Origin of the sequence: Acinetobacter sp. YH12023, from assembly GCF_013420135.1 — a bacterium.
GTDB classification, from domain to species: domain Bacteria; phylum Pseudomonadota; class Gammaproteobacteria; order Pseudomonadales; family Moraxellaceae; genus Acinetobacter; species Acinetobacter amyesii.
On sequence record NZ_VOYU01000004.1, the window covers coordinates 23,074 to 41,801 of the forward strand.

General features: G+C 43.1%; 12 protein-coding genes. 8 read left to right on the forward strand and 4 right to left on the reverse strand.

Features of this window, described 5'->3' with window-relative positions; all coding sequences use genetic code 11:
• Positions 1–86 precede the first annotated feature (86 nt).
• Together FTT92_RS05405 and FTT92_RS05410 are read right to left on the reverse strand one after the other, a co-directional pair.
• Positions 87–3,857 (reverse strand): UvrD-helicase domain-containing protein, encoded by a 3,771-nt coding sequence (locus FTT92_RS05405; protein WP_180171619.1) that lies wholly within the window; start codon positions 3,855–3,857, stop codon positions 87–89.
• Complete coding sequence (locus FTT92_RS05410; RefSeq protein ID WP_180171620.1) at positions 3,854–7,639, reverse strand: exodeoxyribonuclease V subunit gamma; 3,786 nt, start codon at positions 7,637–7,639, stop codon at positions 3,854–3,856. The genes FTT92_RS05405 and FTT92_RS05410 overlap by 4 nt, the downstream gene beginning before the upstream one ends.
• A 179-nt stretch (positions 7,640–7,818) precedes the next feature.
• On the opposite strand from FTT92_RS05410, the gene FTT92_RS05415 reads away from it, so the two are divergent.
• Positions 7,819–8,340 carry a hypothetical protein gene (locus FTT92_RS05415; protein ID WP_180024754.1) on the forward strand — a complete coding sequence of 174 codons (522 nt, stop codon included), beginning with the start codon at positions 7,819–7,821 and terminating at the stop codon, positions 8,338–8,340.
• A 141-nt stretch (positions 8,341–8,481) separates the two neighbouring features.
• Here FTT92_RS05415 and FTT92_RS05420 read toward each other — a convergent pair whose 3' ends face one another.
• A complete protein-coding gene (locus FTT92_RS05420; protein ID WP_180171621.1) occupies positions 8,482–9,900 on the reverse strand; it encodes a phosphate--AMP phosphotransferase in 1,419 nt (472 codons plus the stop codon).
• A 205-nt stretch (positions 9,901–10,105) separates the two neighbouring features.
• Between FTT92_RS05420 and FTT92_RS05425 the strand changes: the two genes are divergently transcribed.
• The 7 genes from FTT92_RS05425 to FTT92_RS05455 all read left to right on the forward strand — a co-directional run bounded on the left by FTT92_RS05425 (position 10,106) and on the right by FTT92_RS05455 (position 16,405).
• Positions 10,106–10,819: a hypothetical protein gene (locus FTT92_RS05425; protein ID WP_180156614.1), complete on the forward strand. Its 714-nt coding sequence runs from the start codon at positions 10,106–10,108 to the stop codon at positions 10,817–10,819.
• Positions 10,820–11,045: 226 nt separating this feature from the next.
• On the forward strand, positions 11,046–11,990 hold the full coding sequence (gene ubiE / locus FTT92_RS05430) for a bifunctional demethylmenaquinone methyltransferase/2-methoxy-6-polyprenyl-1,4-benzoquinol methylase UbiE (RefSeq protein ID WP_078192823.1): 945 nt from the start codon (positions 11,046–11,048) through the stop codon (positions 11,988–11,990).
• Between the two features lie 16 nt (positions 11,991–12,006).
• Positions 12,007–12,675 carry an SCP2 domain-containing protein gene (locus FTT92_RS05435; protein WP_180115931.1) on the forward strand — a complete coding sequence of 223 codons (669 nt, stop codon included), beginning with the start codon at positions 12,007–12,009 and terminating at the stop codon, positions 12,673–12,675.
• 18 nt (positions 12,676–12,693) lie between these two features.
• Complete coding sequence (locus FTT92_RS05440; protein ID WP_180035010.1) at positions 12,694–14,313, forward strand: AarF/ABC1/UbiB kinase family protein; 1,620 nt, start codon at positions 12,694–12,696, stop codon at positions 14,311–14,313.
• A 111-nt stretch (positions 14,314–14,424) separates the two neighbouring features.
• Entirely contained in the window at positions 14,425–14,832 is a 408-nt protein-coding gene (locus tag FTT92_RS05445; RefSeq protein WP_180035011.1) for a hypothetical protein, read from the forward strand.
• 106 nt (positions 14,833–14,938) lie between these two features.
• Positions 14,939–16,018, forward strand: a complete 1,080-nt coding sequence (locus FTT92_RS05450) for a patatin-like phospholipase family protein (protein ID WP_180035012.1) — start codon at positions 14,939–14,941, stop codon at positions 16,016–16,018.
• Positions 16,019–16,090: 72 nt separating this feature from the next.
• Entirely contained in the window at positions 16,091–16,405 is a 315-nt protein-coding gene (locus FTT92_RS05455) for a hypothetical protein (protein ID WP_078189807.1), read from the forward strand.
• 70 nt (positions 16,406–16,475) lie between these two features.
• Here the strand turns inward: FTT92_RS05455 and FTT92_RS05460 are convergent, their stop codons facing one another.
• Complete coding sequence (locus FTT92_RS05460) at positions 16,476–18,656, reverse strand: SulP family inorganic anion transporter (RefSeq protein ID WP_180035013.1); 2,181 nt, start codon at positions 18,654–18,656, stop codon at positions 16,476–16,478.
• Positions 18,657–18,728: the final 72 nt, after the last annotated feature.

Here is an 18,728-nt window from a genome sequence, read left to right on the forward strand (position 1 = left end):
ATCATTTTCCACACAGTTATCCTCAAACTTATCCACAATGCAACTTACTGTTTCAGCGTAAATATTTTTATCTTTTTCGTGCTTATTCACGTTTTAGCCACAACCTTTTCGCTCAATATTGCATCGAGGTTTTGAATGAATGTATCCGCCGGCTTCCAGTGATATACTCCACGATCGGACTGTCCATCCATACCGCGAAGATATAAATAACTCGCCCCACCCAAATGCTGCGTCATGTCATAGTCTTTCATCACGGCTTTCAAATAACGATGTAGGGCCACCAAATATAAAGCAGCCTGCAACCAGTAACTAGAATGACTCATACTTTCTCGAATATAGGCATGATTATAATGTGCGGTCTGATCGCCTAAGAAATTACTTTTATAATCGGCAATGTGATAACGCTGACCATCATAATATACCAAGTCAATCGACCCCGTCAGATAGCGTGCCGTAAACACATCATTCAAATCTTGTATCTGTAAATCTGGCTCATTTAGGCTTTCAAATAGCATGCGTATTTTACGTATTGCCAATGCACGATCCGCCATACTTAAATGAAAGTCCATTTCTGAACGGTATTCACCATCGTTTAACTGATGCAGCCTAAAACCATCATGCAACGGTGTATGAATGATTTGACTGTACCATTCCTGCATTTCTTCAATCAGTTCAGCTTCATCTTGTTCAGGGTTCGCCGTTTGCCCAAACTGTTTAATCAAATTTTGCAATATTTGCGGCGAATCAAACTCAACATCACTGTGAAAGCGCGATGCGATGGCTTTGGCCAACTTATCTTCTGGAGTGCTAAATCGAACTTTTTCCATCAACTTGTGCAAGAAACTTCCGGGCTTGGTTCCCTTTGGAAAATGCCGTTTAATCCAGCTTATTTTCTCTGCCGTTTCTGCTTCAACGATTTCAAGCTGTTCAACTTCATCGGCAGCACTGTCTTCTGGCTCGGTCATGACCGCTGCCAGTTGGTCACGTTGTATATGTGTCTTATGTGCCGTACGCGTGAGCGCGGTAAAACTGGTGGTTTCCCGTGGATAAAAATGGCTGTTGGGAATTTCTTCCGCGTCTAATACAACAGTTTCAACCTGAGTCTGAGTCAAAATTGGTGGTGCTGCACGCAAAACATCAGCATCCACACTTTCTGCATGTTGGAACAGATCAGGTTCGCTTCCACGCCAAAAAGTCAGTCCTGAACGCGCTTCTGCCATTTGTTTCTTTTCTACTTCATGATGACGTAGCACGGCATAGACACGATAACTGGCACGGGTCAACGCCACGTACCACAAACGATGGTGCTCTGCTTCATTGCGTGCTTCATTTTGTTGAATATCATCTTCGGGTAAATCAGAAGACTTCACAGCAATCACACGTTCTAACCCAAGGCTTTTTTGCTGATTGTCTTTAAGGGAAAAATTCAAATTGCCTTTTTCACTTAAGCCGGCATTTGCTCCCAATAAAAATACACAACCAAACTCTAAGCCTTTGGATGCATGGATCGTCATCAATTGCACCCCCAATTGCCCAGTCAATTTTCGCTCTTGGGTGCTTTCATTATTGATGCCTAAATTGATTTGGCGAATAAACCATTGATAAAGCTTATGTGCACCTGTGTAATGTTCACTTTGCTGACTTAATAATTCTGCGATATGGCGTAAATTCACCACTGTGCGTTCATTATCTCGACTTTGCCCAGCCACCAAACGCGTCCACACCTGAAAGACCGTCATGCAGCTATTCCACGCACTGCGGAATCCTTGCTCATTCCAAATTTGTCGGATCTGTTCGAGTTTTTCGATAATTTCGCTCAGTCCATCTGCCTGCTGTTCGAGTGCGACCAGTTGTTTCAGATCAAAACCCAATAAACGGCTCAGCAGCGCACGTTTCACCTTGGCTTCTTGATAAGGATTTAAAATTGCGGTCAGCAAAGCGGCAACATCTTGTGCGACGGAACTTTTATAGACACTGTCCCGAGAGGCTTTATAACAAGGAACGCCCAGCTGCAATAAACATTGTTGCACTTGCTCTAAGTCGAAATGGTTTTGCCCCAAGACCGCAATATCGTTTGCTGTCAGTGCTCGCTGGGTATTGTTGTCTTGAAAATATAAATGTCCTTGCTGAGCTTGGTTGAGCAAGGACTGAATCTGCCAAGCTACTTGTTCAGCTTCATTTAGCGTTTCATCCAAAGCCAACCAACGCAGCGGTTGTGGATTGACTTGATCATGATCAATCAACGGAGGATGCTCGCGCTCACCTGCTTGAATTGGGGTGTATTCAACATGCTCACCAAAATCCATTTGCCGATGAAACAAGGCATCCACCACTTCAACCAAATTTTTGACTGAACGATGGTTTTTGTTCAAGGTATAACAACGCCCACCCTTGGTTTGAATATCATGACGCGCTTTACGATAGGTCAGCATGTCACCGCCACGGAACCCATAAATCGCCTGTTTGGGGTCGCCGACCATAATCATACAACCCTGATGTAAGCGCTCCTTGACCCGCCAAATACTGGATAGCATGTCATCTTGATCTTGGTTGGTGTCTTGAAATTCATCGACTAAAATCAGTGGATATCTTGCCAAAACATGAGCGGCAAAACTGTCTTTCCCTGCTGCTGAGCTTTGCTGTAAGGCTTCCGATAAGGTCCTAATTTGTTGTGAAAAGGTGGTTTCGCCAGCGTGGGACAACACTTGAGGTAAACGCTTTTTGACTTCCTGTGCCAAATAAAAGTTTAGAAATTGTTCTGCTTGATTGATATGTTCATAAGCATTGAGCACCGCTCGGAGTTGTTGAACAAAAGCATGTTGATAAAATTCTTTTGAGACATCTGGCTGCTCTTCAATGACTTTGTCTTTAAATACACGTGGCTTGAATTCAGTTTTATTCGGATCATAAAACAATGAACGAATGGCTTTCATCGTGGGTTGTAACACGTCGGACTGAGTCAGAACCCCTTGGCTACCCGCAGCTTCAAAGTGCTGTAAAAACTCGGGAATGCGTGTGTTAAAGGTGACAAAGAATGCCCCTTTATTAAAACGTCGAGCGTCGACAAGGTTCTTATAATGACTTGCGGCATCAAAACACGCTGCAAGTTCTACACGAGCAGCAGGCAGCATTTGCGCAAGCTGATGACACATCGCCTCAAAATGTGCCAAAGCATTTTCGGGTAATTCAGGGACACGTAAATCCACCGATGGGAAGTTTAGACTTTCCTTTACCACGCCCAGATAGTATTCAGGGCCTTTCAACTGATGATTCAACAGCAAATATTCAATCAAATGCGCAGGCTGCTGCTGAATCCAATCTCTTAATAAATCATGAATAATACGTTCAATATGTAGATCTTCATCTTCACTGATTTGCACCTGTTCAATACGACCACTTTCAAAGGCAAATTCACGTAATAACTTTTGACTAAAGCTGTCTAAAGTTCCGACAAAGAGTTCTTCATATTGTTGTAAGACCACGTTCAGCCGATTGTAGGCATAATCTAAATGATGCCCATGATCTTTCAACACCTGCTGATACAAAGGGTCACTCAAACTCTGCTGAAGTTCGGCCAACTCATCTTGAGGTGCCGCTAACAGGCTATAAATAAAGTCACGGGTTTCTTCAATCCGCAGTCGAACCCGCGCTTTGAGTTCCGCTGTAGCCTTACGTGTAAAGGTAGTGGCAATGACCTGATTCGGCATATAGCGATCGAGAAAAATCCGCACCATCAGACTGGAAAGCGTATAGGTTTTACCAGTACCCGCAGAAGCTTCAATCCAATGCAGTCCCGTAAAGCTCATGTCTGCAATCGGGTTGGTGGACATTTTCATTGTTTGCTGTGGCTTGTTCATTTTTTCACCTCAGGCTTGATGACATTGAGTTTTTTTAGGCCGTCATCCGCCTCGGTATCCATCACATGATATAAACGTTCTGCATAATAACGACAGGACAATGCCAGAAGCTCATCTGCCGCTTGTTGCTGTAAAATAAAGCTCCAATCACGATGGTGGCTATTGGCTTCATTCGACTCCAACTCCACACCACCAAAACTATGATTTTTCAACCATTCCTCTTGAAGTTTTGCAAAATTATCTGGCATGAGTTGGCCTGTTTCATTTTCCACCCAAGTGCATTTTTCTTGGCGAATTAAGGCAGCAGGCAGCACCACAGGACGTTTTTGTGCATGTTTCCACATCGCCAGCCATTCACTGAGCTGTAGCTTGGCTTGTGCGGAGCTTAAACCACAACAAACTATACTTTTATCATTACAAATCACTTCACGACGATATGCAGCCCCCTCATCACCTAAGTCTAAATAGCTCAACCACAGTAGATATTCGAGCCAAGTTTGTGTCTGACGTTTAGGCTTTGCCCCAGATGCCATACAGCTTAACCAATGCATACTCTGACGGTCTTCAGGCACGGTGATGCTCAGTATCAAATGCGGTTCAAGCTGTAAGTTTTGTAAAGTGGTCGCAGTTACACAACGTCCATCTAAACGTGCTAACAATTGTGTCTGCTCTTGCAAACTGAGCTTCCACGTTGCTATTTGGCTATGTCCCACAGGCAGTACATCTTGGAACAAGGCCATGTCTGGTTCAGATGGAGTCGTGGAGTTCTGATCCTCAGCTTGATTGACACGAGATGCAGGCTGCACATAATGCTTTTGCAATAATTCACGGACATGGTATTGCTGTAAACGGTCAAGTAATAAAGGCTCTTTCTGTGGTAACTGATCACCGGTATACACACTGGCCACACCAAGCGTTTTCAAATATGCCCGAGCTGGGAATACCACATCTTTAATCCATTCCTGACCATCTAACACCCTTACTTCTTGTGTATCATGCACTGGATAATCAAGGTTAATCCAGGGTTGGCGTTGTCCAGACTGATTTAAAATATGTTCCGCCACAGCAAACCATTGATCTTTATATCGTACGTTTTTCGACTGCTGAAATCCTGTCGGGTCAAATGGCTGCAAAGGATAAATATGATAGAGCGGTTCGAGTTGCTCTGGAATTCGTAACCCATCCAAATCCAACATGGCATCATGTGGCTGATCTAACTGCTGGGGTTGAATCATTCGAGCGAGGAATTGGCTAAACTCATAAATGACAGATGATGGTTCACGACTTTCACCTCCATTGATATCAAAGCCATTATAGAAAATCCATAAGGACTTTCGGGCAAATAACAAGGCATCTAAAAATGCACCTTTATCATCTTCCAAACGTGAGCGATCACCCAATACTGGCTTAAACACATCCATTAAATCAAAAGGTACTTTCTGATCACGACGTGGGAATTTTCCACTATCCATGTTCAACAACACCACCAGTGAAAATGGGACTTGACGGATTTTACCCATGTCTGCAAAGGTCACTGAACCAGTTGGTTCGATCTGATCGACAGAACCATCGATGCCTTGTTGTATCTCCTTAAGCAATAAAGATAGCGGTAAATTAAAGCTATTTGGTAGCGACTCAACTTTTTCACTTTGGGCATTTTTCAGTCGTTGTGTCATTGCACGCATCACACCGCGTATGGTTTCAAATGCTCGACCACTGGCTTCAACAAAAGGTTTTAAATCTGCATCTAGCTGTTGCAACCACGCTTTGACCGTCTGTGCACTGAGGTTAGGATTAAGCCAATCTCGACGCACACTGATATCTTGATAGATCTGAATTAAGGTTTGCACCAACTCAAAATCACTACTCTGCACCCCTGCGAAACTTAAAGTATTCTCAAATACGACATGCTGTGGAATCGCAATCCCTAACGCCAAACGGTCTAAAGCAAATTTAAAGGTATAACGATAATCTCGGTCTTGCTCAGACAAATAAGCCAACATGTGCTGTTCATCTAAACCACGACGGAAACCGGCTTGAATTAGCAGTTCCATCATACGTTCCATTTGTACATGGTCGAGCTGATACAGTTCTTGCACCGCATTCAAATTCAACCAATCGTGAAAATCTTCTGCGGTAAAACGACCTTGGCTAATTTCAATGCGTCCAACAAAGGCTTTCCATGCATTTTGAATATCTTGACTAACCACTCCTGCAATTTTTACTGGGATATAAGGTAAATCCACAGCACTGCGACCCATGCCTCGAGTCGTCGAAAAGACCGTCCGAATATGCGGTTCCAGTTCTTTTAAATTTGGCACCAATACCAAGATATCACTCGGATGGCGTGGCTCTTGTTCCGAGCCTTCGGTCAACCAATATACCAACTGCTCACGTAAAACTTCTAACTGACGCAAGCTAGAATGACAGACATGAAATTGAATCGATTCATCTGAACCCGCGAGTGCATATTGATGCTGTTCGGGCTCTTCTAGAGTCATGATGTCATATTGAATTTGAGTGAGCAGCGTTGTCGGCTCAGTATCTGGAAAAATATCTTCCCAGCCTTCGCCACCAGACATATTCACCAATAATGCAAAGTTATCCCGCGCACGTTTGCCTAAACGAGTCAATAATGAATGCTGTGATTCACGAAATTCCGCATTGGTCGTACTCAGATAGGCCTGAATTTGCGCTGTGCTGACATTAGGATTTCGTTCAATATAACGCTGTTGCAATTTTAGGTTATAACGATCTTTCCAAACAGGATCGACCATGTCTGCCCAATACTCACGCGATGGGTTGAAATACAACAAATGTACTTCGGTATACGCCGCCAAACGATATAAAAATTTGAGTTGTGCAGGTGGTAGTTCTAAGGTAGTAAAGACGAAAATCTGTTCAGGTAAACCGTTATAGGTTTGATGACGCTCATCATCATCGCGTTCATCATCCTCAGCATCCAAATCAAACTGCTGCTGCCGATTTTGCTCAGCATGCGCCAAGGCAAACCAAAATTTATTGTCTATTTCCTGACGGTCATTAAAATCTTTTTTGAATACTTGATGCCACAGCCAACGCTGCCACTGCTCTAGTTGTCGAGCCTGCGTCGGTAAATATTCATCAGCTTGTTCAGGTTTCAAACCTGTGAGTTGCATAATATTTAATGGCTGGTTATGACTCCACGCTTTTAGCCAGTCGGTATCGCAATGTGGACAAATCCATTGCTCAACACCTTCATCCGGGGTATGAATACAACTGCCACGAAAGGCCATGTAGTTGGTAAAAAGCCGGGTGACTTGAGCAGCGATCCAGTACAACATTTCTTGGCGCTTTTGCTCACGTTTTTTTCGATCTGAGAGTTGTGCTGTGCTGTCAAAAATACGCTGAACTAAGGGCTGCACGTCTGTCGGAATCTGAGCAGCATCAAACTTATCAGCGGCAATAAAACCGGCTAAAGCATTATAAATACGCCATTGCATAATCAATGGCGGCATGTTGATACCTTTAATTCGCTCACGGTCTTGTTTGTTCGGCAAGGCCCAATCGTAGGCTTTCCACTGCAACCCTAAAATTTTACGATGATGCTTAATATTGGCACTAATACTGATTTTTTCAGCAACTTGTTTTTCTAACCATGCTGCAATGGCTTGATCGGGTACCACGATATGCCGTTCTTGCAAGACAGATAATGCATTAGTCGACTGATTTGATTTCAATTTTTTGATTAGACAATCCACCAAAACTTCGATTCTTTGACTCTGAATTACATGTATTGCCATGGATTACCTTTACAGCCTGAGTGACCAACTACTACAAAACAACAATGATTATTTACTATACATCTTGGGCTGTCTATGCGACTTTGACAAGAGAATAGATTGCAAAAAATGCTTTTAAACAAGTATCTTAATGATACTTTATGAGAAAAAAACCAATCCAGTATTAAGGGTATTTGCTTATGAAAATTGATAACATTCCTGATTCCATCGACCCTAACTTAAATCTGGACATTATTCGCGCTGAATGCTTAGAGCTCGTCAAAAAACGTGCTTATTTTTCAGCAGGTGCAGCCATTATTCCTGTGCCATTTTTGGATGTGGTGATTGACGTCGGAATTTTGTCACAGCTCATTCCAGAAATTAATGCGCGTTTTGGTTTAGCGCCAGATCAAATTAGTGTGTATGATCCAAAAACCAAACAAATTCATTGGACAGAACTGCGTAAACGTGGTGTCGAATTTTCTGGTTTAGTGGTTGCACGAACCGCGATGAAAAAATCGCTAAATAACATTGCAGCAAAATATATTACCAAACAAGTCACTAAATTTATTCCATTAGGTGGACAATTGGTGGCAGCCAGTTTGGGTTATATTGTGATGAAAAAAGTCGCTGAAACCCATGTAGAAGAAAGCTACCAATTGGCGAAGCGTATTCAACAGAAATTTCCGAACCAACCTGTCCCAACGCCGAACAATGGTTAACGAAACGATGTATAGCGCATCAACAAGATTTAAGAATCAAAGTGATTTAAACCATAGATCTAAAGATGAAGTAAATCTGAAAATGAGCGAGTTTTGAAAATGAAGAAAAAAGCCACGAATTGCGTGGCTTTTTTCATAAAATCAATCTGCTTTCAACTGCGCTAAAATCGTTTTTAGCACTTGTAAACGAGCACTATGCTTATCATTGGTCGCAATCACATGCCACGGCGCATATTCTGTATTCGTGCGTTGCAACATATCTGCAGCAGCTTTGAGATAGTCATCCCAACGGTCACGATTCCGCCAGTCATCTGGAGTAATTTTAAACCGTTTATGTGCGGTTTCTTCGCGGGCTTTAAACCGCGCAGCTTGCTCATCCTTATCTATGGCTAACCAGAACTTGATGACAACCGTTTGACTGTCATATAGGTCCTTTTCAAAGCGATTAATTTCATCGTATGCCCTCTGCCATTCAACGGTGTTAGCAAATCCTTCAATCCGCTCAACCAAAACACGACCATACCAACTGCGATCAAAAATCGTGATTTTCTCTTCAGGGACAATTTTATTCCAAAAGCGCCATAAGTAAGGACGGCGTAGTTCATATTTTTCAGGTGCTGCTATGGTATGAATTTCATATTCGCGTGGGTCTAACTTTTTAACAATACGTTTAATTGCTCCGCCTTTCCCTGCGGCATCCATCCCTTCAAACACGATCACCACGTTGCGTGAATCAAAACGTAAAGCTTCAGCCACCTTACGGCTTAATTTTTTTAATTCTTTTTTATAATCGGCTTCATCAGCGACGGCTGTACTTGGCTCCAATAAAGCCTGTGGTGTTTTGGCTTGTTTCCAACGCCCTACCGCTTTAGTTTCATGTGTTGGACAATGTTTTAAAGTGCGTAAAATATACTGTGCAAATTGCTGATCACGGACTTGCTCATCTTCACAGTCGATAATGATCCAATCATGACTAAAACGCTGACGTAAACGTTGCAAGTTGTCATATTGTTTTTTATTGCGCCAATCTAAACCATGCAATTTATGCCAACGCGCTTCACTCGGGTCCATTTCATCCAAACGTTTTTGTAAAGATTTCCAAGATAAATCGAACCAGACCTTAATCACGTCGACATGATTATTTTTTAGGTCTCGTTCATAAGCCCGCATGTTCTCGACATATTCATCAAATAAGGTTTCATCCAAAGGCTTCGACACATGCATGGCGGTACTGAGCAAATCACTATACCAGTTTCCAAACATCACCATGATTTGCCCTTCGGCAGGAATAAACCGTGCATAAGACTGCCAAAAGGTTTGTTTTGGATTAAATATGATCGGGGCATCCGCTTTCACCCTTAAGTAACGTGGATCGACCCATTCACGGAGCTGTTTGACGGCCTCCCCCTTACCCGCAAGCTCTATTCCGCTGACTAAAATCAACACGCTTTTGGCATTAGGCTGACGGCTGGTATTTTTCAGTTGATATTGCGCTTCAATTAGCTCAACCGAGAGTTGCTCTTCATCCATCAATTGAAATTCTGTTTCTTTTAAGCTCATGGCGGACCCTTGGTTTTATTCTGTTTTGAGTATAACCATGCCGTTCATCACACAACAATGCTTTCATGTATATGCTGAAATGCAAAATATGACCATTTCTGCAACAAACTGACTCAGATTAACCTGTAATTTCGTCACTTTGTCATAGCCCTAAGCTACAACACCCACTAAGATTCAAACATCTAAAAAATAATTGAGACACTCAATGTCCAAACTTGCAGTATTAGATGATTTACTTGAACTGTATTACCAGTTGAACTACCACAAAAAGCCAGAAATTTTACAGCGTTTACAAGATGTCCAGCAGTGGCAAAAACAGCGTATGCAACGCACACATGCCATACAATTTGCTGAAAAACACAATGTGCTGATGTCTGAATATTTTATTAATCGTTTATATGGCGGTCCTGATTTTGATGCATTAGCAGCACAAATTGCTCGTCTCACGCGCTATGCACACAAAGCTGAAAAATTGATTCCAGACAATGCTATAAAGACTGGTACTTCGGGCGTACAACTTGCCATTTTAGCCGTACAGCTTGATGAACAAGTGGCCATGCAATTATTAGAAGATTATCCATCCAATCTGCCCCTAACCGATGAAATGATGCGCCAGACTTATCTTAAGCTCGATCAGGGCAAGGACCGTATGTTACAGCTGCAACTATTGGACGATTTAGGTCGTAATCTAGATAAATATATGCGCTCATTTATGGTCTATACCGCCTTTAAGATGTGCAAAGGTGCAGCAATAAAATATAACTTCGAAGTGATGTATGACTTTATGCAAGATGGCTTTCTCGCAATGAAACCACTTAAGTCAGCAGAAAAATTTGTGCGTGAATTTACCACTGTAGAACGTCAAATCATTGACCGTGTACATGCTGGAGACCCTAACCCGTTTCAGCCGGCGGCCTAACAAAATTATCATCCCCATTCAGCCCACATTTGATATAAAACAAACAGGGCGCTCAAAGCTGAATTCAGATTTTTTATAGGGGTTTTGCAAAGCAATTACAGCAGCCCCTTATTTTTTCTGTATATTATTCACAACAAATGCAAATGACTGCTGTATAACAACAGAGAATCTGTCATCATGCTTACAAAGTAACATTAACCCTATTTATAAGTTAGGAGTGACTCTAATGTCTAACGAGAATCAAACGCCTGTCCCTACACCTGAGTCGGCACAAAATACAGACAAAGCGAGTCCATTCTTAACTGAACCTTTACCACAAGGGACAGCGCAAGGTCAGCAACAATCTTTAGAACAACGTCTGACCGACACACCTGTGACAGGTTCAGTACCCAAATATAATCTGCCACGTGGCGCGAACACAGGTAATGTTGGGCCAACTACACACTTTGGTTATCAGACCGTGAGCAGCGAAGACAAAGCGCAAAAAGTCGCGGAAGTTTTCCACTCAGTGGCTGCGAAATATGACATCATGAATGATTTAATGTCATTTGGTATTCACCGTCTATGGAAACGTTTTGCCATTAACATGTCAGGTGTTCGTCGCGGTCAGCACGTACTGGATATTGCAGGCGGTACAGGTGACCTTGCTAAAGTGTTCAGTCGTGAAGTTGGTCCGACAGGTCATGTGGTGCTTTCAGACATTAACGAATCGATGCTCAATGTCGGTCGTGACCGCCTAATTGATGCTGGTTGTACCAATGTCGATTTCGTTTTGGCCAATGCTGAAACTTTAGAACCTTTTGCAGACAACAGTTTTGACCTATTAACCATTTCATTTGGTCTACGTAACGTGACTGACAAAGATGCTGCTCTTGCTGCAATGTACCGCGTTCTTAAGCCAGGTGGTCGTTTACTGATTTTAGAATTCTCTAAACCGGTATTTGAACCATTCTCAAAACTGTATGACTTATACTCATTCACTGCATTACCAATTATGGGAAAAATCGTAGCAAATGACTCTGAAAGTTATAAATACCTTGCAGAATCAATTCGTATGCACCCAGACCAACGTACTCTTAAAGGTATGATGGAAAATGCAGGCTTCCAAAACTGTGATTATCACAACTTAACGGGTGGTATCGTAGCCGTACATCGTGGTTTCAAACTTTAATACTGCAGGCTGAACTATGTGGTCGATTCTCGCACTTGGTGCAGTTGAACGCTTAATTCATCATTTCATTGATCTGGATGCTATTACTCGCATCCAACTGAATGAATTGCAAGGCAAAATGCTTCGTGTGGTGATCGACTCACCACAGTTGTCGGTGGATGTGTTTTTTGACGATCAGAAAGTTCGCTTAGAACCGACGCCAACAGGACACTCTGAAACCGCATCTATCTTTGAGCAACGCCCTTACGAGCAGCAGTCAAGTACGACCGAAGCAACGGCGACCTTGCATGTCAAAACGGTCGTCGAGCTCCTTAAACTGCTGTTGGCTGAAGATGTCGGCAATATCCCATTGCAAGGTGATTATCATTTATTGCAGGATATCCAACGCATTATGCAGCAAGCTGAGCCCGATTTAGCTTCGCATTTAAGCCCTTGGATAGGTCCAAGCCTTGCGCATGAAATTGGTAAGTTGCAACTTGCACCCAAATATCTCAAACGTACTTTACAAAGCCATTTGTTCTTTGCTGAAGACGCGTTAAAAGAAGATTCTGGCTTGTTTGCCCCACGTTGGCAGATGGATGACCTGAATCAAGACACACGAATTTTGAATCAAAATCTGGACCGTGCAGAAGCAAAAATTCAGCAACTGCATAGCCAAATTGACTCATTACAAGACAACACTTAAGACTAGGTAATTGCACATATGATTCCGCACGTTTCACGTTTACTCGACCTTTGGCGCATCGCTGCGCACTATAGACTCGACACGTTGTTTCCTGCGGAAGAATTACCGGAAAAAGCCCGTCATATTCTTTCTCTCATTCGCATGCACCCTGCGGCATGGTCAAGCCGCGAGCGTAAAAATCCGCTCAAGCTCAAAGAAGCCATGGAAGATATGGGCCCGCTGGCCATTAAAATGGGGCAATTACTGTCTACCCGTCGTGACTTGATTCCACCTGAAGTTTTACAGCAATTGGTATTACTACAAGACCGTGTAAAACCTTTTTCGAATGACGTTGCCAAAATGCGTATTCAGGAGTCACTCAAAGCGGATGTGAATACCTTATTTGCACGCTTTGACGAGCAACCTTTAGCAGCAGCATCTATTGCGCAAGTGCATACTGCAGCCCTGCATGATGGCCGTGAAGTCGTGGTAAAAGTGACTCGCCCAAATATTCGCAATCAAATTCTGGAAGATTTTGAAATATTAGAGTGGCTTGGTCAGTTCCTTGAAAAACGTCTAGAAGCCGCTCGTGCCCTGCATTTATCTGAAATTATTCAGGACTACCGTCAAATTATTCTCAATGAGTTGGATTTGACTTTAGAAGCGGATAACACCCGTCGTATGCGTCATTACTTCACCGGTTCAAGCATGATGTACGTGCCTGAAGTCTATATGGACAGCCGTGATGTCATGGTCGAAGAACGTATTACGGGTGTGCCTATTTCAGATATTGCGACCTTTGATCGTTTGGGCATGGATCGTAAAGATTTAGCCGAAAAAGGGCTCACCATTTTCTTTACCCAAGTGTTCCGCGATAACTTCTTCCATGCAGACATGCATCCGGGGAATGTCTTCGTCGAAACCATCAATCCTAGCAATCCACGCTTTATTGCCTTGGACTGCGCGATTATGGGTGAGCTTTCAAAGCACGACCAAATGACCGTAGCACGCATGCTACTTGCGGTTATGAACAGCGACTTTATGCAGCTGATTCAAATCGTGCATCAAGCGGGTTGGATTCCACCGGGTACAGATCAAGATGCCTTAGCACGTGAAATGCGTCGCACTGTTGGCCCAATGGTCTCTAAACCAATGCATGAATTGGACTTCGCCGGCATTCTGATTCAAGTGATGGATATTGCGCGTCGTTTCCATTTAGAGATTCCGCCACAACTGATGTTGCTGCTCAAAACCTTGGTCCATGTCGAAGGCTTAGGAACGGATCTCTATCCTGAATTGGATATTTGGAGTTTAGCAAAACCAATCCTCACCGATTGGATTAAAGCGCAAATGAATCCGCAGAAAAACTTAAAAGAACTCGGACAAAAAATTCCAGACTTACTTTTAGGTGCGCAAGATTTACCAACGCTGATGATCGACAGTCTGAATGGTTTAAAAAATCAGTCGGCTTGGCATGCCAAACAACTCAATGAACTGCAAAGCATGCGCTTGCAAATGGAACATCAGCAAAAGCGTAGTTGGGTCTTTGGCAGTGTTATGGCCATCTTCCTCTCCATTGCGATAATTGCGCCATGGTACGTTTCCATCGTATTAATTGCACTTTCAAGCTTACTTGCCATTTGGCGTGTGTTTAAATAATCTGTATTTAAATGATCTTGATGTATCCATAAATCCTTTAAGCCTTTTGACAATAAAGGGCTTAAAGCTATAAAAACAAAAAATTCAAAAAATAAAATAAGGCTGAACGCCATGTCATACAGTTATTTAGGGGTACTGTATGGTCGAAATCCACTCCGAGCTTGTGCAACGGCCTTGCTATATAGTTTTTCGACCCTGCTCGATGTGTTGGTTCAATTGAATTTGCACTTATCTTTTCTGAACTGGCAACCGACAGCCAACACCACCCTGTATCGGATGCAGCATAGCGCTGCATTTTGGTGGATCATTCTCTTTAATGCACTTCCCTGTATATTCCTGCTTTGTTTGCCACAGCAAAAACTGATGGCCGGGTTAAATTATTGGTTATTAGCTGGGGCCGTGGTTTTTATCATTAATCTATTTGCTTGGGCGGTCTTCCTAATGGCGACATGGGCAATCGTCTGCCTCAGTTTGTTTCAATTGCATCGGCATAATGAACAATTATTACAGCATTCGTGAGCGGTGCCCTGATATGACTGAGAAGTCATTTGTCGTAAGTTTCAGCCATTGGGTCTGTGCAAAAACGCACTAGAATAATTCTACGACTGTATTTTAAGCGACTGCCATGACTCAAATTTTGCAAAAAAAACCGCCTGCGCTCAATATCCGTGCTGGCCATTTAGCACGCCAACTGATTGAACAAGAAGGTTTAAACGCTGCTCAAGTGGATATCCTGCCCGGTGCTGCTGGTGGCCCGAAAGGCATTGGTATTCAAGGTTTAGATCAGGCGATTTTTGCTGACTTTTTGCCACGTGCGCAACAAAAGCGTACTTTAATTGGTTCATCGATTGGCAGTTGGCGCTTTGCCAGTATTGCTGCTTGGGGAGCTATCGAAGGCACGAAACGCCTCTCTGAGCTGTATACCAATCTGAGCTTTCATAAAAAGATGAGTCGTCAAGAAGTCAGCGATGTGTGTCGTGGCATGCTGATCGATTTGATTCAAGGTCAAGAAGCTGCACTGGTTAATCATCCTGATTATCACCTCACTGTGCTTTCGGTCAAAGCTCAGCATATTTTCCAAAGTGATAAAGCCCTGCCGCTGTTAGCCTCTGTCGCAGGGATCGTGGGCACGACAGCGCTTGCACGTAAACACAGTCGTTATTTCATGCAGCGTGTGATTAGTCAGCCTGTGTCAGGTCATCAATTTACCGTGGCGGATGATGGCTTTACCACGCATTACCATGCATTGACTCAAGACAGTGTCATGCCGTGGCTTATGGCTTCTGCATCTATTCCCGGTGTCATGGCCGCGATACGTGATATCCCTGATGCGCCACAAGGCAGTTACCGCGATGGCGGCCTGATTGACTATCATATTGACCTACCCTTCCAAAGTCAGGGCATCGTGCTGTATCCGCATTTCACGGATAGCATCACCCCAGGTTGGTTTGATAAATTATTTAAACGCCAAGCCAATCCTGAAAATCAGGCGCGTACCCTGTTGCTGTCACCTTCACAAGAGTACCTTGCAAGCTTGCCGCTTGGCCGACTGCCTGATCGTAAAGACTTTACCCTCAGAGGCTTAGACAACCAACAACGCATTAAAATGTGGAATCAATGTGTGGCTGAAAGTCAGCGTATGGGCGATGAGTTTTTGGAGTTAGTTGAAAAGCAACATTTCCCAGCAGTCATGCAAGCACTCTAAGCGTTACAGTAATCTCTTGCGAGGGACGCTATAATCCTGTTTCAGAATTTTGAGCTTATTTAGTATAGATTTATGCGGATATTTTTAACTGTTTTGCAGTATGCCTGCATCGCTTTTGCACTTTTCCTTGTTTATCAAGTGTCAACCGCCTTGATCAGCGGCCAATACGATTTAATGGAAGTGGTAGCAGATGTCGGTACCATTTTAATTTGTATCGATTTGGCGGTGTTTTTATTTACCAGTAATGCAAAACAAGGCATTAGCATCGAAGACTATGCGAAACAATTGGAACAAAAGCCGTCAAAATTGGTATATGTCACCCGTAAATTGGGACATTTCGGTATTTTGCTGATCATTACCAGTTGGATTGTACCGATGATTCGCTAATGTATTTTAGTTCAATAAAAAGGATCATCATGTGTTCATGATGATCCTTTTTTATGTCATCGGATTTTATTTATCCGAAGAAATTAACCCGTCCAGTTTTTACATCATACACTGCACCAACAATCGCCACTTTACCTTCTTGCACCAACTGCTGTAGCACTTCACTATTTTGCAAAATATAGCGGATGTTGTAATGTACATTCATTTGCGTCACTTGCTCTAAAAATGCCGGACTCAGCGTTTGTGGTTGCATCAATTCGGCAACACGCGATACAGACTCATTGAGTGGCCCCAGCACATATTGAATATGCGGCATACGCGTCAAGCTCTGAATCGATTGACCGGCTAAATGCAACTGACAAGCACTGCTAACCGCACCACAGTCCGTATGACCAAGCACTACGATCACTTTGGCGCCTTTGGCTTCGCAGGCAAATTCTAAAGAACCCAATACTTTTTGCCCTGCGACATTCCCCGCTATGCGTAAACTAAATAAATCGCCAATTCCAACATCAAAGATCATTTCAGTCGGCGCACGAGAATCCATGCAACCTAACACTGCCGCAATCGGATGCTGCCCTTCTTCAGCGGTCACCCGCAGTTGCCGATAGATATCTCGTTGCAAACGCTCATTTTGTACAAAACGTTCATTGCCTGCTTTAAGCAAAGCGAGCACGTCCTCTGGGTTCAAACGTTGCTGTAAAGCTGCGGTACTAATATCTATATCTAATGCCGCCTCCTGCGCATCGGCATAGTGTGTCTTGAAACCAATCAACTGCACTTGCACTTTACGCTGTGCTGCCTTTTCCTGTTGGTACTCTTGAATGAGTTGGAAAATATCAGCATCCATATCACTCACATGTGTGGCATCAATCACCACTTGTTCGCCGCGATGGATATGTTCCAATGCAGATATTAATGCCGAACGGTTGAGAAAACTGACTTGTGAAGGCAATTCAATCCGTGTAATCACCCCATGTAAATGATGCTCTTTATACACCTTCAGTCCCTTATTAAAATTGGCGTATAAAATAAAGGCCGCACTACTGGCTAAACCAATCAAGATTCCGAGCAATAAGTCTGTGAATAAAATCGCCAGTAAGGTAATGATAAAAGGAATAAATTGTTTCCAACCTTTTAAATACAACTGTTTAAACAATTTGGGATGTGTCAGTTTAAACCCTGTGAGAATTAAAATTGCGGCTAATGCTGAAAGCGGAATCATGTTCATCAAAGGCACTAAACACAGTACGGCAAACAAGAGCAATACGCCATGAAAGATGGCAGAACATTTACTTTTAGCTCCAGCACTGGCATTGACAGAACTACGAACAATTACTGACGTTAGCGGCATCCCGCCTATAGCACCCGAAACGACATTGCCGATGCCTTGCGCCCATAACTCTCGGTTGGGGGGTGAAGAGCGCTTATGCGGATCCAATTTATCTGCTGCTTCTAAATTCAATAGAGTTTCTAATGACGCCACAACCGCCAAAGTGATAGCCCCCGTATAAATCAGAGGATTATTTAATGCGGTCCAATCCGGAAAGATCATCACATTTTGTGGCTGATCCCAAAGGTTAGGAAGTTGGATGAGATTTGATGGATGAACTGCAAAAGACGAGCCACTAAGCACCAGCACGGCATTACATAGTGCAGCGAGGACTACAGCAACCAAGGCTGAAGGCAAAACCCATTTTTTGCATGGGCTCTGCTCCCAAAGCAACATCAGTACAAGGCTACCGATACCGATCACAATGGCACCCACATCCCATTGCAAATTGAGCGGCTGTGACTGCCACAACACTGACCATGAAAATTGGTTCAAGCCAAACAGATAAGGCATTTGACTCCCAATCAAGATCAGCCCAATGGCTGCCAATAAACCCAATATGACATTGTTCGGAATAAAGTTGGCAAAGAAACCGAGCCGAAATATGCCAAATCCAATCTGTAAGATACCGGCAAAAACAATACACAATAAAAAGGCGGCATAGTTGCCGCCCAGTAATTCAAGCTGTACCAAAATGACTGCTGTTAAACCTGCTGCTGGCCCTGCAACACTGATATGTGAGCCACTCAGTGCCCCAACTAAAATACCACCGACAATGCCGGCAATAATGCCAGAGAGAATCGGTGCGCCAGAAGCCAATGCAATGCCTAGACATAGTGGTAAAGCCACGAGAAATACCACTGTTCCAGATAAAAAGTCGTGAATATGAAATCGATGTCGTTCAATTTTAGATGTCATCATTTTACCGTTTATAATAAATATCAAATAATTAGATGTAAGTATGTAAAGCCTAAAGTTTGTGACCACTTT

Coding starts and splice junctions, on each gene's coding strand:
- FTT92_RS05410 (WP_180171620.1), bottom strand. CDS start 7,639: ATGGCAATACATGTAATTCAGAGTCAAAGAATCGAAGTTTTGGTGGAT.
- FTT92_RS05445 (WP_180035011.1), top strand. CDS start 14,425: ATGTCATACAGTTATTTAGGGGTACTGTATGGTCGAAATCCACTCCGA.
- FTT92_RS05405 (WP_180171619.1), bottom strand. CDS start 3,857: ATGAACAAGCCACAGCAAACAATGAAAATGTCCACCAACCCGATTGCA.
- FTT92_RS05420 (WP_180171621.1), bottom strand. CDS start 9,900: ATGAGCTTAAAAGAAACAGAATTTCAATTGATGGATGAAGAGCAACTC.
- FTT92_RS05425 (WP_180156614.1), top strand. CDS start 10,106: ATGTCCAAACTTGCAGTATTAGATGATTTACTTGAACTGTATTACCAG.
- FTT92_RS05460 (WP_180035013.1), bottom strand. CDS start 18,656: ATGACATCTAAAATTGAACGACATCGATTTCATATTCACGACTTTTTA.
- FTT92_RS05440 (WP_180035010.1), top strand. CDS start 12,694: ATGATTCCGCACGTTTCACGTTTACTCGACCTTTGGCGCATCGCTGCG.
- FTT92_RS05415 (WP_180024754.1), top strand. CDS start 7,819: ATGAAAATTGATAACATTCCTGATTCCATCGACCCTAACTTAAATCTG.
- FTT92_RS05450 (WP_180035012.1), top strand. CDS start 14,939: ATGACTCAAATTTTGCAAAAAAAACCGCCTGCGCTCAATATCCGTGCT.
- ubiE (WP_078192823.1), top strand. CDS start 11,046: ATGTCTAACGAGAATCAAACGCCTGTCCCTACACCTGAGTCGGCACAA.
- FTT92_RS05435 (WP_180115931.1), top strand. CDS start 12,007: ATGTGGTCGATTCTCGCACTTGGTGCAGTTGAACGCTTAATTCATCAT.
- FTT92_RS05455 (WP_078189807.1), top strand. CDS start 16,091: ATGCGGATATTTTTAACTGTTTTGCAGTATGCCTGCATCGCTTTTGCA.